This window comes from Photobacterium sanguinicancri (assembly GCF_024346675.1).
Classification (GTDB): Bacteria; Pseudomonadota; Gammaproteobacteria; order Enterobacterales; family Vibrionaceae; genus Photobacterium; species Photobacterium sanguinicancri.
Map to the genome: position 1 here is coordinate 2,219,763 of NZ_AP024850.1, position 15,678 is coordinate 2,235,440.

The window sequence follows — 15,678 nt, forward strand, 5'->3', positions numbered from 1 at the left end:
TGAAGTTAATGGATTTAATCCACCTTATTCCCATGCTTCTGGCTAGTTTTTGCTCGTCGGCAACGTTCCGAACAGTACTTTACTTCATCCCAGCAACGCTTCCATTTCTTGCGCCAACTAAAAGGCTTTAAACAAACAGGACAAGGTTTTGTTGGCAGAGCAGTCTTTTTCATTAGAGGCCTTATTGATAACTAAGAAAGTAAATGTGATCGCCATATCGACAACCTTCGTAGATTAGAGACCAGACAGGAGGAAATATTATGAAAGCTTGGTTAAAAGTTTCTTTATTCGCAATTGCGGCAGCCTTTATTACTGGGTGTAACGATGACGATGATTCATCAACAACACCTACAGAGGCGCAACTTCGTGTAATACATGGTTCGGCTGATGCGCCAGCAGTCGATATTTTAGTGAACGATGCAGCAGCATTTACCAATCAAAACTTTAAAGATGTGACTGAATACGCCATGCTGCCACCAGCAACTTACAACGTTAAAGTCGTTGGGGCTGGGACAACAACAGCAGTCTTTGAGGCCGATATTCCAGTAGAAGCAAATAAAAAATACAGTGCGATCGCCCTCGATAAATTCACAGGCGGAACAGGACCATTCACTGTCATCTTGCTTGAAGATAATGTTGAGATGAAAGATGACATGGCACAGATAAGGTTGATTCATGGTTCAGCCTTTGCAAATGATGCATCTGCAGCAGGTGTTGATATTTATGTCACAGCACCGCAGGCGGATATTACAGGCTTAACTCCCAATGTATCTGCGCTAGTCTTTAAAAAAGACACAGGCTATATCGCGCTACCAGCAGGTCAATACGACGTAACGCTAACTCCAACAGGGACTAAGACTGTTGTTAAAATGGTGACTATTGACCTTGAAAATGGAAAAGTTTATAACGCGATTGCATCTGATATGGACGCAAACTTTGCGGCAGTAGATTTAATTTTGATGGACGGCTTTGTGGAATAAACCCTTTATCAGAACCTTGTTCCTAACAAACAAAAACAGCCCATGATGGGCTGTTTTCATTATACCTTAATACCCGTTCAATTTACGCAGGAACAAACATTGAGAGTAAGGCATGACTGGCTGTTGACTAGCCCGTCTAATTAGAAGCTGTATTGTACACCTAGGCTAACAGCTTCTTTAGATACTTTTGAATCGCCATCTTTGTATTTACCGTAGTGACCCACTTCAGTAGTAAGTGCAATTTGCTCAGTCACTTTGTATTTAGCACCAACACCGTAAGACAGACCTTTCAGTGATGCTTTTTCTTTTTGACCGTTAGCTTCTAAAGACACTTTACCGTATGAGTAACCAGCAAGACCGTATACAGAGAAAGAGTCAGTAATTGGGTAGCTAGCTAATGCGTAAGCACCCACATTGTATTTTTCTTTTGCTTTTAGCTCTGTGTTACCAGCAGTGTATTTACCGTTCTTAACGCCCATACCCGCACGGCCTTCTACCGAGAAGTATTCGTTAACTTCGTAACCTACTTTACCATTGATTGCACCAAGCTTAGTCTTTTGCTTGTCACCGTCAGCTTTCATTGTTTGTTGCTGTAGTTGTAAATCACCACCTACATATAGACCTTCTGCTTGTGCAGCTGTCGCACCAAAACCAATAGTTGAAACGATTGCTAAGGCTAATAACTTTTTCATGATAGCTCCATGTATTTGTAATGTTGTTTTTAACAACGTAACGAACAATTTTTAAATTCCGTTTCGAACGCTGTTTTATTCGATGGGGTGAAATTTACTCGAGTTGCTGAGGCTTGTAAATAGCAAAACTTAAATTAATTAAACATTGTTTTATTGTGGTAATAGAAAACAACAACTTAGAGATGAAAATAATTTAAGCTTGTGTATTTACTCTAATTTCAAATACTCCATTATGGATTCAATCAAATAAATAACCATTATATTAGTAAGACAATAGATGTGTTTAACCTATATTACTTACCGGTTATTTACTCAAAGTCAGCCGTATTTCAATTTAAAGCTACGTCTTTTAAACCTATGTATTTTAAACCTATGTTTTCGCTAGACCTCAGTACAGCCATTGATAAGTAATCAATGCTGGCTAGCTCACTCTGCCATCTCAACCAATCGCTTTATCTCAGCTTACATAAAAGGCAAACGATTGCTTTTTTACTGGCAGAGTCTTCAACTTCTGGTATGATCCGCACAGAAACAGGCAGTTGCCCTTCACAAGTACCAACAACAAGTGAGTACTTGTGCTTTCATCGCATTAATATGAAATAGGAATTTCGCCATGAGCCTCGCTGATCAAGTTCTTGCTGTAAATAATGACCTTCCAATCCGTACCGACAAACCCGTGCATAGCGGTAAAGTACGTTCGGTATATTGGTTAACTGAAGAAGACAGCCAGCGTCTGATTAAAGAAAAAGGCTACAATGTTAAGCCTGATGCCCCATTAGCAATTATGGTTATTAGTGACCGTATCTCAGCTTTTGACTGTATCTGGCACGGCGAAGGCGGCATGAAAGGTGTACCTGGTAAAGGGGCTGCTCTTAACGCGATTTCAAACCACTGGTTCAAGCTGTTCAACGAAAATGGCTTAGCCGACAGCCATATTTTAGACATTCCTCATCCTTTCATTTGGATTGTCCAAAAAGCGAAGCCTGTTATGATTGAGGCGATTTGCCGCCAATACATTACGGGCTCTATGTGGCGTTCATACGAGAAAGGCGAACGTGAATTCTGTGGTATTGAAGTACCAGAAGGCTTAACGCGTGACCAAAAGCTACCTGAATTGCTGATCACCCCTTCAACCAAAGGCATTTTAGAAAATGTTCCCGGCGTGCCTGCGGTTGATGATGTAAATATTACCCGCAAAAATATTGAAGATAACTTTGCAGCCTTCAATTTCAAATCTACCGATGATATTGCGTATTACGAGAAGCTATTAAAAGAAGGCTTTGATGTGATCAGCGGTGAACTCGAAAAGCTTGGCCAAATCTTCGTTGATACTAAATTTGAATTTGGTTATGTGGAAGATGCACAAGGTAACGAAAAGCTGATCTATATGGATGAAGTGGGTACACCTGATTCATCACGTATTTGGGAAGAGTCTTCTTACCGTGACGGTAAAATTGTCGAAAACTCAAAAGAAGGTTTCCGTCAGTTCCTGCTTAACTACTTCCCTGATGCCGACATTCTACTTAACAAAGATCGCATGGACGAGCGTTTTGCCCTTGCTCGTGATAACGAGCTGCCAGAAAGTGCATTAATGGCGTTATCAAAAACCTACACAGAGATCGCTGAAAAAGTAACAGGTCAAAAAATTGTCCTTAGCCAAAATCCTAAAGCTGAGATCGTCGCGATCCTACGTGAGCGATACGGTTTGATCGATTAAGCATTACGGATAATCACTGCAAATTTGAACTGATATCAAAAGGGCTGCAATTGCGCAGCCCTTTCTTATTCCACATCGTTTTCCACATCGTTTCGCCATTCACGCGGCTTTTCGTGTAAACAGCCACACCACGACATCTGGGTTCGAAGGGAAATACCAATGAATATAAGAGGCGGTTGTCGCCCCTTTGGTCCACACAGGATCGGTCTTACGACCATATTGGCTCACAGGCTGAGTTAGCACTTCTTCCTCCGACGAGGTCATTGAATAATGGAAAGTGTGTCCACGTAATGTGCCTAGCTCAAATGCCGCTTCAACTATGCCTAATGCTGCCAGTTTAGGCTGCATACGAGAATGCGCATTAAGCACTCCACACATAGCGACAGGAGAAGTATTCAACCTAGCTGTTTCTGATTCACCCTCTGGTGCTACCACCGCCGTTAACGTTTTATTAAGGTAAAGCATGCCGCCACATTCTGCGACACATGGCTTACCTGCTTGAACGTGCTGTTGAATTTGAGTGATAAGCGCCTGATTAGCATGTAACGCATCAAGGTGAAGTTCAGGGTAGCCGCCCGGTAAATACAAGGCATCACAACATGGTAACGCGGTACCCGTGAGGGGTGAAAAATAGACCAGATCAGCCCCCAAGGCTTCTAGCAGCTCAAGGTTTGCCTGATACAAAAACAGAAAGGCGTTATCTTTTGCGACCGCTACCGTCACACCAGAGAGTGCCGTTTTTTGTACCTCAGTCAAAGCGCAGGGATCATCATGTAGATCAAATGCGATTGGTTTAGGCAATGGAATGTCACTACTGGCTGCAATGACACTTGCGGCATGATCTAGCCTAGCTTCAATGTCATCCAGCTCACTGGCCTGTACCAAGCCTAAGTGACGCTCAGGTAAAGCCAAATCCATGTCTTTCGGTAACCAACCACAGAATGTCAGCGGTGGACGTAAACTTTCTTGCAGCATTTCAGCGTGACGCTCAGAGCCAACACGGTTTGCAATCACGCCAAACACATCAACATCCTGACGGTAGCTGGCTAGCCCATGTGCAATCGCACCAAAGGTTTGTGCCATTGCGCCTGCATCTATCACAGCCAAAATAGGGATACCAAACGCCGCGGCAATATCAGCACTGGAGCACTGGCCATCAAACATCCCCATCACGCCTTCAATTAAGATCAAATCCGCTTCTTGCGATGCTTGTGCCAGTAAATTTCGACAATGTGCTTCGCCACACATCCAAAAGTCCAATTGATATACAGGTGCTTTAGAAGCTAAGGCTAAAAACTGCGGGTCAATAAAATCAGGCCCTGTTTTGAAAACCCTTACATTCTTGCCTTGCTGCGTGAAGTAACGCGCTAATGCTGCAACAACCGTGGTTTTCCCTGTGCCAGATGACGGTGCTGCCACAACCAAGGCTGGGCATGAATATGAACTCATTGATTGTCCTTAATGTGTGTTAATACTGTGTTTACGCGCTGCAAGTCAGCATCATTGTGCGGCAAACCAAATCGAATCGCATGTTTCTCGTCGCACAGTCGCACCAGTACCCCTTGTTTGGCTAGTGTTTGATGCCACCAAGCCGCATGCGGCAGCTGAACCGTATGAAAAAGTATCCCGCTGGTCATTGTTGCTTCAACAAGGTTATCTTTGCTGGAAAAATGGAGTAACAACACTTGGTGTAATTTATCTGCCATGGCACAGATTCGTTCACGGGTTTGCTGCTGCCAAGGTGTATCCGCTAATGCTTGCTGCAAGATATAACGGCTAGGTCCTGCAACCGTCCAAGGACCAAGCAATGCCTGTAGCGGATCAAGCACCTTGGGCTGAGCGATCACAAAGCCAACGCGTGCCCCAGCTAAGCCAAAGAACTTACCGACAGAGCGCAACACGATACAGTTTTCTGTTAGCGTTTCAGCAGCGCAATTTCCTCGTACCGCTGGATTGTTACTGTGTAAAAGCGAATGCGCTGGCGTGAGATCCATAAAAGCTTCATCAACCACCAGCCAACCACCTCGCACAGCCAATGCTTGCTGCCACAGGTGTAATTTATTAGCTGAAACATAATGGCCCGTTGGATTATTCGGGTTAATCACTACCAATACATCTATGCTATTTAGCTGCTCAGTGGATGGCTCATCATGGTAAAAAACCAAAGAGATAGTAACCGTAGGAAATTGCGTTAACGCTTTTCGCCAAGCCTGTTCATGCTCTTTATAACCCACCTGCGGCAACGCGATCTGAATATCTTTTTTGCAGCTCCCCTCGACTTCACCATCACTTTCAATCAATGACGATAGGATCACACAGGGCAGCGCCATAATAGCAGCTTGGCTACCTGCGACAGGCAAGAGTGATTCACAACCGTAATATTGCTGCGCAACTTCTGTTAAACCATCGTCATCTTCAGGCAGACGATTCCACACATGTGTTGGGATCTTGCCGATAGGATATGTCCAAGGGCTAACGCCTGTAGAAAGATCGACCCATTCTTCTAGCGGTCGTTGATACAAGGCCGCGTACTCACGTAACTTTCCACCATGGTTCAGCATGTTTTACTACTCATAAATAATCTCGGTTGTGCTCTATAGACTTTATAACGCGGCAATAATCACCAAGACAGCGACCCATAGCCACGCGCTGCGCTCCACTAAACCACTGGCTAACGCTATTGCGGCTGCCGTTGCTTTCTCACCCTGCCCCATAAAAATTTTATCGTGTTGAATCCCATGGTATATGGCAGGCCCACCAATGGTAGTATTGATTGCCCCTGCGCCACTTGTCATCACAACCCCACCATTAGGGCTGGCACACAAATGCGCTTGAGTATGCCAACAATGAAGCGCATTTTTAGTGTTCCCCACTAAGGCATAAGTCAGGCCTGTTAGCCGAGCGGGTAACCAGCCCATCGCATCATCAAGTTTTGCCGCGCTGTAACCAAAGTGGCAGTAACGATCATTTTTATACCCCCACATCGCATCTAAGGTATTCACTAATCGAAACAACACCGCGGCTGGCGCACCACCAATTATGAACCAGAACATGGCACCAAAAACGGCATCGTTACCATTTTCAAGCACTGACTCCACCGTTGCTGACGTCACTTGATACTGATCCATTGCGCTGGTATCACGGCTGACAATCCAACCCACTTTTTCACGCGCGGCACAAAGGTCACCAGCTACCAAAGGGCGGTAAATCCATTGTGCGTGCTGCAATAAACTGGTTTTCCCCATCGTGAAGTACAACACGATGACATTTGCCGCTAACCACAGATATAACGAGACATGATAGAGCCAATCAAATAACCAGTATGACCCTAACAAAAGAGGCAAGATCGCCAAGCACCACGCGCAGACACCAAGCAAGATGCCTCTTGATCTCGTATTAGCCATTCGAGAGCAACGTTTTTCAGAAGCGCGAACGGCCTGGCTCGACGCTGATCGATTTAGCTGCTTTTCAATCCAGTTTGCCAAATGACCAAAACCAATCAAGGGATGAAAACGACGAACTTCGCCAAACCAAGCGTCTAGCAACAAACCGGCCGCCAATAAAAGTGCTAGCGTGACTGAAACCGAATCAAACAACGCTGGCGGAGAATAAGCCCACAACATGATGCACTAACCTTCTTTATTCACAGTGTCACCGTCGACCACACGCGCTTTGCGGCACGCATGAGAAAACGTCGGGTCATACAATTTAGAATCAACAAAATCTTGTTCCCCAAGCACCTTACTGACAATGATCATCGCTGTTGAGCGAATATTGGCATCATGCATTTTATCTGCAATGTCAGCCAAGGTGCCTCGAATGATGCGCTGCTCTGGGTGAGAGGCTTTTTCAACCACAGCCACAGGCCAGCTCATTGGATAAACCTCTGAAAGCTCGCGCACCACTTTACGAATGAGCGTTGCACTCAGAAATAAACACAGTGTCGCTTCATGCGCTGCCAGTGATTTGAGGTTTTCTTTGTCTGGCACAGGCGTTCGGCCAGATGCGCGGCTTAATATGATCGTCTGGCACTTTTCAGGCAAAGTGAGTTCTTGACCCAATGCCGCGGCAGACGCTTGGAATGACGACACACCGGGAATAACCTGCCAATCAATACCAAGTGCATCTAAACGACGAACTTGCTCAGCCAACGAGGAGTAGATCGAGAGATCCCCAGTTTGTACACGGGCAACATCTTCGCCATTCGCAAATGCATCCGTGTACACCTTGGTGATCGCATCCAGATCCATATCTGCCGAGTTAAACACTTTCGCATCGGGTTTTGCCCGTTCAATCACAGCTTTGGGTACTAAGCTGCCTGCGTACAAGATCACAGGGCAACGCTCAACTAAGCGCGCGCCTTTAACTGTGATCAAATCAGGATCTCCTGGGCCTGCACCAATAAAGAAGACGGTCATACTAATTCACCTGCTTTTTCACCCTGTTCTTGACGAGCTTTCACTGCTTCACCTTGCTGTTCTGCGGTAGCAGTATTTAACGAATGCCCTCGCTTTTGCCCTGACAACACAGCCCCTGTTTCAAGCTGGTATTTATTTTTATAGCCACGTGGCGTAACAATCCAATCGCCAAAGTAATAGCTATTACTGTTACCCACGAGTACCGCAGCATTCATACCAAACTCGAGTGTAGTAAAGCTGTCGAGCGTGCTTAACATCACACCTTGATCATCACGATACGCAGCATTCACTACCGCCACTGGGGTCTTGGGGTCGCGGTGCTGCAATAGGATCTGTTGCGCGGTTTCAATATGGCTTTTACGCTTTTTCGATCTTGGGTTATAAAACGTGATCGCAAAATCAGCCATTGCAGCCGCTTCTATCCGCTTGGTGATCACTTCCCAAGGGGTCAGCAGATCCGATAATGAAATCGTGCAACTATCATGACCAAGTGGCGCCCCCACCAAAGATGCACAGGCATTCGCCGCAGTAATCCCCGGAATGATGGCAAGCTCAACAGCAGGTAACTCAGGATTACGCTGTTGTAATAGCTCCAGCACTAAGGGCGCCATTGCGTACATACCAGAATCGCCTGAACAGACGAGTACAACAGATTTGCCTTCCGCTGCTGCATCAATCGCCGCTGCTGCTCTTTCCCACTCGCGCGTCATGCCACTTTGAATCACTTCTTGCTGATCAATCAGAGAAGTAATTAAGTCGACATAGGCTTTATAGCCCGCTACAACATCGGCAGATTCAATGGCGTCGCGGGCGGCGGGGGTCACGAGATCGATACTGCCCGGCCCAAGGCCAACCAAGGTCAGTTTAGCCATGGTTCACCTCGGCGGTGCCGATAATCTGTAAAGCACGTTCTGGTGCGCCAATTTTGATCAACCCTTCCGCGATTTGCTTTTCGATTATCTCGATCAGTTCAGGCACATCTAACATACAGAACTTTTTATTCGCCTTATCATTGAGCGGCTCATTCGCCTTGTCATTCACCGTATCAAAGCTGTTAGCTGTTGCGTGTTGAACAGGTTCTGCAACTTGCACCTCAAAATCGGCGTCAAGTTGACCTTTGATACTGGCGAGGTCATTTTCAAAATGATTGCCTGAAACTAACAGTAGCGGCACTAAACGCAGCTTAGGTTTTTCACCATTGACAATCATAGGTTGGCAAGCCTGCTTCATCTCTTCGCTTAGGCTATCAATGAGTAATCCAAACGGCCACGCCCCTTCTAACGAGCAGGTAAAATTACGCTTAGAGATTTTAGTGAGTAGGCTATCGCAATAATGAATGGCTTGATGCCCAGGGTTATCCAGCAGTGGCGCACCATGGTGAATATATAAGTTACACCCTTGATCAACGGGAAAGCGCTGATGTAGTGCGCCAAGCAGTTTCGTTGCCAATTGGCTATGATGCATGATGGCAGGTGTTTGACCGATACGTGATAGCGAAAACTGCTTAAAGCCATCTACAATTTTGGTTAGGTACAAATGTTCATCCGTTGGGAACAAGTAGCAAGAAACCACTAAAATATGCTGATAGCCTTGAGTATCTAAATCCGCTAACACTTGCGGCAAGCTCTGACACATTTCGCCTTTACCTGCGAGCTTCTTAATAACCATTTTAGAACTGGTTGCCATGCGAACGTGGCAGTCAGGATACAGCTCACTGATGTGTTGCTGCAGTTTCACGTAACGCTGTTGTTCTACCACAGAGCCAAAACAGCTCAGAACAATAGCGGTACCTTGGTTGTAATGGCGTAAACGTTTCATTGATATTCCTATTTCAATTTTAAATTATGTTTTCCGTAACAATCTTGCCAATCTGTGCATCTTCTATCGGTGCAAAAAAGCCTTCATCCAGCACCTGTTGCAATGGTGTTCGCGTTTTCAGCGCGAGGAAGAGTTGCTGCCAATCGTCTTCTGTTAGCGCGTCGATATTGCGTAGCCACAGGCCATTATTAATCGGGGTTTCATGCCTTGCTAAGCGCTCATAAATCACCAACGCGGCGCGATTGCGACATGTCCCCGCACAATGAGTACGGCTGATCTTAATGCGGTTTTCACCCTCACTCAGCCCTAATTTTTTCAGATAAGTTCTTAGATGATGGGCTAAATTTCGGCTACCTTCTTTAGCACAACGGCCACCTTCACATACCAATACATGGTGGCGGTGATATAACATAGGGCGGTTTAAATCGACGTGCTTTGGCTTACACTGATACCCTTTGACGACTTCATTACCGTGTGCATTAATGTGGCAGTTTTCACCTAGCCAGTTCTTCCACTTTTTCTTAGCTATAGCTTCATCGGCTGGTATACGCGCGCAGGCTAAAGTCATGTTGAAGCCATCTTGCTTGTACTTCCACTTAGGCACTAATAAGCGATTCGCTCCTGCTTTTTTCAGTGCCGCAGCTTCCGCAACCGATGATACGCCTGTGATTTTTTTGACAAACTCAGAAGGATTTTCAATACCTTCAACATCTGCTAATTGCGGCGCTTCATAAGTGACAAACGGCGTTTGTTGACGGTAAGAAATCGCATGAATACCCGCTTCATCTGCTTTTAACGCAATACTGGAAAAAGCAGCCACGGACTCTGACGCTAAATTATGTTCATCTAGGAAGGTTTGTAGGCCTTGCTGAATCACATGGGCAGGGGTATTTCTGTCGCAACCTATTCCTAAGACCAACGACTTTGGTCGCCATAGCACACATTTATTTTGCCAATCTGCATACCCTTCTGGCACTTGCTGATCACAAATCAATACCAGTCCATCCCATGCTTCGGGAGAGATTGTCGTTAATTGGGTCGCTGCCAGTTCTGGGTGGCAAATCAAATTGGTAGGCATAGATCGCTTTTCACGCCACCAATTCTGTTGCCCTGCGCGTTGTACTATCAATACAGACTTTTCATTCACCACAGCAGCAGAGACGGATGTGATCGCTTGTTCGCATTCAGGGGCTAGCTGCCAGCCAAAAGCGGCACCCAGCATATCCACCGATAAACTCCCTGCGACATCTGAAGCCGTTGTCACTACGGGGGTCGCCGTTAATAGCTCAGCAACACGACATGCTAAAGCATTCGCGCCACCACGGTGGCCTGACAACATAGGAATGACAAAATTGGCATGATCATCAATACAAATCACCCCAGGATCGGTGCGTTTATCCACCATTAGAGGAGCTATCATGCGGCTCACAATCCCTGTGGCGAAAAAGCAAATATGATGGTCATAATCACTAAAGCGCTGCGCCATAAAATCCGACAAGGGTAAGGTTAAACGCTCGGCTTGTGCCTCATTTCGCTGGAACAGCTCTTGACCAACATCTGAAACAAACACAGTGGCAAATGGCAAGGTCTTTGCCAATCGCTGCGCTTGCTTTGCACCATGAAGGGTAATGGCATAAATAGCTATTTTCACGCAGCTACTTCCTTTGCTAACGATGAGGCTTTGATTTGTTGAGCCGAGATTTGCTGAACTGGGATTTTCAGAGCTGGGGTTTGTTGAACGAGTGTTTGAGGAGCCACTTTATCCGTAGAATCTTGCTCTACTGACGTGCCGCGTAACACACCACGACGCGCTCGCACTGAAAGCTGCACCATAGAGAAATAACGATGACCTTCAGGCACGTCACGCAAGTCTTGATACACCTCTTGCTTGTCGGTAGTGGCATGCGATACATAGGTAGCACAAGAGAGCATATCCATGCTTTCCAGTAACGCTGTTAACTGAGGAACAATACGCCCCGCTTTGATCAACATGATGGTATCGAACTCTTCCACTAAGCGCGGTAGACATGACAATCCCCAAGTGGCAGGCACCACACAAAAACGCTCTTGTCCGTCAGCTAAAGGAATTTGGGTCTGAGCGGGAATAGCCGTGACCGAAGTAATACCCGGTACAATTTCAACCTCAAGCTGTGGCAATAATTCTTGTAACTCTTCTTGAATATAGGCCCAAGTGCTATAAACCGAAGGGTCGCCTTCTGTTGCAAAAACAACATCTTTACCTTGTTGTAAACGCGCAATTAACGACAGTGCCGCTTCACGCCACGCAGGAATATTAATCTGCGGATCGCGGCTCATTGGAAAGTGTAAAAACAGCTTTTCACCCTGCATGTCTTCATCTTGTACCGCACCTGCAACGATCTGGTGAGCAAAAGACGCCTGCGAGCCTTTATCCTTTTCAGGAAACGCCACAACATCCACAGTGCTGATTAATCGGTGTGCTTTTAATGTCAGTAGTTCACTGTCGCCAGTCCCCACCCCTACGGCGTAGAGCTTGCCTAATTGTTTAGTCATTATTATTTTCGCTGTGTAATTCTGTTTGAAGACGTTTATCAAAGATAAAAAGATGGATAGGGTTTTCTGCTTGATAGCGAGTGTAGTGCGCCAAGGGCACGCCCTGAGAAACAGAGACCATTTGGACAAGCGCCTTGACGTTGCGCTGTTTTGACCAAGTGTGAAGTTCGGCGACTGAGTCTATGGTGACGGCGGTGGCAACAATAACGCCATCATCGGCTAAGCGCTGCCAGCAGGAATCTAAAATCGCCGCCATTTCACCACGGCTTCCGCCAATAAATACACTCTTAGGTTGAGGTAAACTGGCTAATTCCTCGGGCGCTTTCACTTTTAGCAATTGCACATTGTCGGTCGCATGAGCAGCAATATTGGCTTCAATCGATTCATAACAATCGTTGTTGGATTCCAAGGTATAAACCTGCCCCTGCCAACACTGTTTAGCCGCTTCAATAGCCACAGAGCCAGAGCCTGTGCCGATGTCCCAAACACTATGGTCAGGGCGAATACGCATGCTGCTCAAGGCTAAATGACGGATAGGTTGTTTGGTGATTAAGCCACGCTTGGGCATGCGTTTTTCAAATGTATCATCGGCTGCATATTGACCATACCCCCCCCAATAAAGTGCTTGCTGGCGTTGTAACACAACAAGATTGAGCGGATTAAAATCCTCAACTTGTTTTGTGGCTAATTCAGCCACTGTGAACGACGTGACCTTTTCTTCTATACCGCCTAACTGTTCACAAACCCATATCTGCCAATGCGGCTGATGATAAGTCAGTAAGTGCTTAGCTATGGCTGCTGGGTGATTATTGCTGTCGGTTAATACACAAAATAAATCCCCTTGCTGCATTTGACTGACAAGGCCCGTTAATGGGCGGCCATGAACAGACAAACACGTAGCGTCTTGCCACGGTAATGCCAAACGACTAAACGCCAGCTGCATGGAGGAAGGGCTAGGAATAAAGCGCAGTTCTGCTGTCGGTAAGTGGTTACTTAGTGTTTTACCTATGCCGTAAAACAAAGGGTCACCCGATGCTAAGATAACCACTCCGCCCTCTTCACTTTCTTCTAATACTGCCGTAAGCCACGCTTTATAGCCTTGCGCCATTGATAGACGTTTCCCTTTGCATTGAGGGAACCAAGTTAGTAAACGATCGTTACCTGCAATTATACGAGCTTGCGCCACCGCATTGACCGCACGGCTGGTTAAACTCATGCAGCCATCTTCTGGCACGCCCACAACCGTGATCGCGGGCTGTTCAGAAAAATTGGTATCACCGCTGAGCATTAGACCGACTCCATCAGCAAAGCATGAATTGTTGAAACCACTAATGGGCTTCCCCCTTTTCGTCCCACACTAGCGATATAAGGGATTGTGGTTTGATCGATCAGTGCTTGTTTTGATTCTTCCGCTTTCACAAAGCCAACAGGAATACCGATGATGAGCGCTGGTTTAGCTTCGCCCGCTTCCACCATACGTAAAATTTCAAACAAGGCTGTCGGCGCGTTGCCAATAGCAATGATAGAGCCGTCTAATACACCGGCTTCACGCGCATATTGCATGGCTTGAATCGCTCGGGTTTCACCGCTGGCTTTAGCCCGTTCAATCACTGTTGGGTGGCTGATAAAGCAATGTGCTTGGTTACCATGTACTGATAGACGCTGCTGGCTCAAACCTGTCGATATCATTGTGACATCGGTAATAATTTTGGCCCCTGCTTGTAGGGCTTGAATACCCAAACTCACCGCATCCTCACTGAATTGAAATAACTGAGCGTATTCAAAATCACCAGTGGTGTGGATGGCGCGGCGGACGACATTCCATTCAACAGATGTGAACGAATGTCCGCCGTGAAATGCTTCTATTTCATGGTCGATAATCGCGAACGAATTATTTTCGATTTGTCGACCTTGCGCAGTCATTTGCTGCATCTTATTCATGGTATGTCCTTATGCGCTGACGAGTGTGCTCACTGGAGCTGTAACAGTTTTTCGTATGATGGGAAGGTGAATAGTGTTTAGCCAGTAGGCTGCCATCAAAATCAATCAAGCGAAACTCGATATTGACGTGATGATCAACATAGACAGCTGCGTGCTCCGCAGCTTGTTGGCATAACAGATCTAAAAAGGCTTGTGGGGATGTTTCACGCCATAAATCTAAAACATGGCGGCCCGTATTCGCCTTGCTTATTTGCTGACACAGCTCTGCTGAGCACTCGCTTTGAACAGCAAGATCAGCCAATAATTGAAAGTCTATCGCGCGACCCGATACATGGGTCATCATGTAGCCAGCCACCATTTTGGCTAACTTGCCAATCATGGCGACAACAGTGACTTTTTGAACTTGATAACGTTTGCTGGCACGTAGCCCGACACCGACAAAATCACCCGCTTGAATAAAGCAGATACTGTCTAAATGTGGCAGCATTGCCATGGCAGATTTTTCTGAGCGAGAGCCAGTGGTGAGCACAACGTGATTTTGTTGGTTCGCGTTAGCAATTTGAACCGATTGACGCACTGAAGCAGAAAAAGCAGAGGTGGAATAAGGTTTGACCGTGCCACGCGTGCCTAGAATAGAAATACCGCCGATTAATCCTAGACGAGGACCAATGGTTTCTTTGGCTCGTTCTTCGCCATCAGGCACACGTATTTCTAACGCGATACCTTGCTGACAACAGCTACGTAGTTTGGCATCGGCGTTTAGGTTCCATTCTAGCTGCACCATATCGAGGATATTAGCCCGAGGAACAGGGTTTATCGCAGGTTGCCCAACGGGTAGCTCCAGCCCCGGCAGCGTTACTCGAGCAACCCCTACACCACCATCAAGAGTAAAACCTAACTGTTCACTCCATTGTGCAAAGCACTGAATTTCAGCATCGTGGGTACAATCAGGATCATCGCCTGCATCTTTAATAACGCCCGCGAGTACCGCTCCTGCGTGATGCTCAAGCTGAGACACAGCAAAAGTGGCAGATTCTAGATTGGGCAGCGTGATTGTTATAAAAGATGGTGAACGCCCTGTTAGCAAGGCATGAACAGCGGCTCGACTGGCAGCCGCAGCGCAAGCGCCAGTTGTAAAACCAAAGCGTAAATCACTGCGTTTTTTAGAACGCTTAACCTTGGTAACCAAAGCCCGCTCCACTGATTTTTTGACTCGCCATGACGCCTTACCATTCCATTGTGGTAATGTTGCATAGCTTAATCTTAAAGCTCGGCATTCATTACAGGGGTTACAATACAATTACCCCCGAATAGCCAAGCGCAACGATAGAGAAATCGCCGGAAGGTACGATGCTGAGTATCCCCGCTCAGAATTCGGAAGTTAATGAAGTAACAGGTATCCTGACTGACGACTAGACCACTTTAACCCCTTCCCAAATGATGCAATCATCATCCAGTGGCTTGGTTAAAACTCATCGCTTACAGTTGCGGGTACAGTTCAGGTTTTTCACCTGATTCCCTGCATGGTATTCACCATGTTCACTCAGTACTTTGACTGAAATGACATTACTTATTATGTG

The 15,678-nt window shown here is 46.2% G+C and carries 15 protein-coding genes and 1 riboswitch; of the genes, 2 read left to right on the forward strand and 13 right to left on the reverse strand.

Going from position 1 to position 15,678, the window contains the following annotated elements; translation table 11 throughout:
• Positions 1 to 14 precede the first annotated feature (14 nt).
• Positions 15 to 173, reverse strand: coding sequence for a DUF2256 domain-containing protein (locus tag OCU87_RS10505; protein WP_261857080.1), 159 nt, complete (start codon positions 171 to 173; stop codon positions 15 to 17).
• A gap of 87 nt (positions 174 to 260) precedes the next feature.
• Between OCU87_RS10505 and OCU87_RS10510 the strand changes: the two genes are divergently transcribed.
• Complete coding sequence (locus OCU87_RS10510) at positions 261 to 980, forward strand: DUF4397 domain-containing protein (RefSeq protein ID WP_062690474.1); 720 nt, start codon at positions 261 to 263, stop codon at positions 978 to 980.
• 140 nt (positions 981 to 1,120) lie between these two features.
• Here OCU87_RS10510 and OCU87_RS10515 read toward each other — a convergent pair whose 3' ends face one another.
• Positions 1,121 to 1,672 (reverse strand): porin family protein, encoded by a 552-nt coding sequence (locus OCU87_RS10515; protein ID WP_094958789.1) that lies wholly within the window; start codon positions 1,670 to 1,672, stop codon positions 1,121 to 1,123.
• Positions 1,673 to 2,285: 613 nt separating this feature from the next.
• On the opposite strand from OCU87_RS10515, the gene OCU87_RS10520 reads away from it, so the two are divergent.
• Positions 2,286 to 3,389: a phosphoribosylaminoimidazolesuccinocarboxamide synthase gene (locus OCU87_RS10520; RefSeq protein WP_261857081.1), complete on the forward strand. Its 1,104-nt coding sequence runs from the start codon at positions 2,286 to 2,288 to the stop codon at positions 3,387 to 3,389.
• Between the two features lie 99 nt (positions 3,390 to 3,488).
• On the opposite strand, the gene OCU87_RS10525 is transcribed toward OCU87_RS10520, so the two are convergent.
• From OCU87_RS10525 to OCU87_RS10575, 11 genes are read right to left on the reverse strand one after another with little or no spacing between them, the layout of a single operon-like run.
• On the reverse strand, positions 3,489 to 4,838 hold the full coding sequence (locus tag OCU87_RS10525) for a cobyrinate a,c-diamide synthase (protein WP_261857082.1): 1,350 nt from the start codon (positions 4,836 to 4,838) through the stop codon (positions 3,489 to 3,491).
• Entirely contained in the window at positions 4,835 to 5,950 is a 1,116-nt protein-coding gene (locus OCU87_RS10530) for a threonine-phosphate decarboxylase (protein ID WP_261857083.1), read from the reverse strand. Before OCU87_RS10530 ends, OCU87_RS10525 begins: the two co-directional genes overlap by 4 nt.
• 42 nt (positions 5,951 to 5,992) lie before the next feature.
• Entirely contained in the window at positions 5,993 to 7,012 is a 1,020-nt protein-coding gene (cbiB, locus tag OCU87_RS10535; protein WP_261857084.1) for an adenosylcobinamide-phosphate synthase CbiB, read from the reverse strand.
• A 6-nt stretch (positions 7,013 to 7,018) separates the two neighbouring features.
• The gene (gene cobM, locus OCU87_RS10540) at positions 7,019 to 7,807 is read right to left on the reverse strand and encodes a precorrin-4 C(11)-methyltransferase (protein WP_094956719.1); all 789 of its coding nucleotides are present in this window, start codon (positions 7,805 to 7,807) and stop codon (positions 7,019 to 7,021) included.
• Complete coding sequence (cobJ, locus tag OCU87_RS10545) at positions 7,804 to 8,679, reverse strand: precorrin-3B C(17)-methyltransferase (RefSeq protein ID WP_261857085.1); 876 nt, start codon at positions 8,677 to 8,679, stop codon at positions 7,804 to 7,806. The genes cobM and cobJ overlap by 4 nt, the downstream gene beginning before the upstream one ends.
• Positions 8,672 to 9,625: a sirohydrochlorin cobaltochelatase gene (locus OCU87_RS10550; protein ID WP_094956717.1), complete on the reverse strand. Its 954-nt coding sequence runs from the start codon at positions 9,623 to 9,625 to the stop codon at positions 8,672 to 8,674. The genes cobJ and OCU87_RS10550 overlap by 8 nt, the downstream gene beginning before the upstream one ends.
• A 19-nt stretch (positions 9,626 to 9,644) precedes the next feature.
• Positions 9,645 to 11,276 (reverse strand): cobalamin biosynthesis protein, encoded by a 1,632-nt coding sequence (locus tag OCU87_RS10555; protein WP_261857086.1) that lies wholly within the window; start codon positions 11,274 to 11,276, stop codon positions 9,645 to 9,647.
• Entirely contained in the window at positions 11,273 to 12,157 is an 885-nt protein-coding gene (cobI, locus tag OCU87_RS10560; protein WP_083540920.1) for a precorrin-2 C(20)-methyltransferase, read from the reverse strand. Before cobI ends, OCU87_RS10555 begins: the two co-directional genes overlap by 4 nt.
• Complete coding sequence (gene cbiE / locus OCU87_RS10565; protein ID WP_261857087.1) at positions 12,150 to 13,445, reverse strand: precorrin-6y C5,15-methyltransferase (decarboxylating) subunit CbiE; 1,296 nt, start codon at positions 13,443 to 13,445, stop codon at positions 12,150 to 12,152. The genes cobI and cbiE overlap by 8 nt, the downstream gene beginning before the upstream one ends.
• Positions 13,445 to 14,098, reverse strand: coding sequence for a precorrin-8X methylmutase (locus OCU87_RS10570; RefSeq protein WP_062690468.1), 654 nt, complete (start codon positions 14,096 to 14,098; stop codon positions 13,445 to 13,447). Before OCU87_RS10570 ends, cbiE begins: the two co-directional genes overlap by 1 nt.
• Positions 14,091 to 15,287: a cobalt-precorrin-5B (C(1))-methyltransferase gene (locus OCU87_RS10575; protein WP_261857088.1), complete on the reverse strand. Its 1,197-nt coding sequence runs from the start codon at positions 15,285 to 15,287 to the stop codon at positions 14,091 to 14,093. The genes OCU87_RS10570 and OCU87_RS10575 overlap by 8 nt, the downstream gene beginning before the upstream one ends.
• A gap of 185 nt (positions 15,288 to 15,472) precedes the next feature.
• Positions 15,473 to 15,661: riboswitch (cobalamin riboswitch) on the reverse strand.
• Positions 15,662 to 15,678 lie beyond the last annotated feature (17 nt).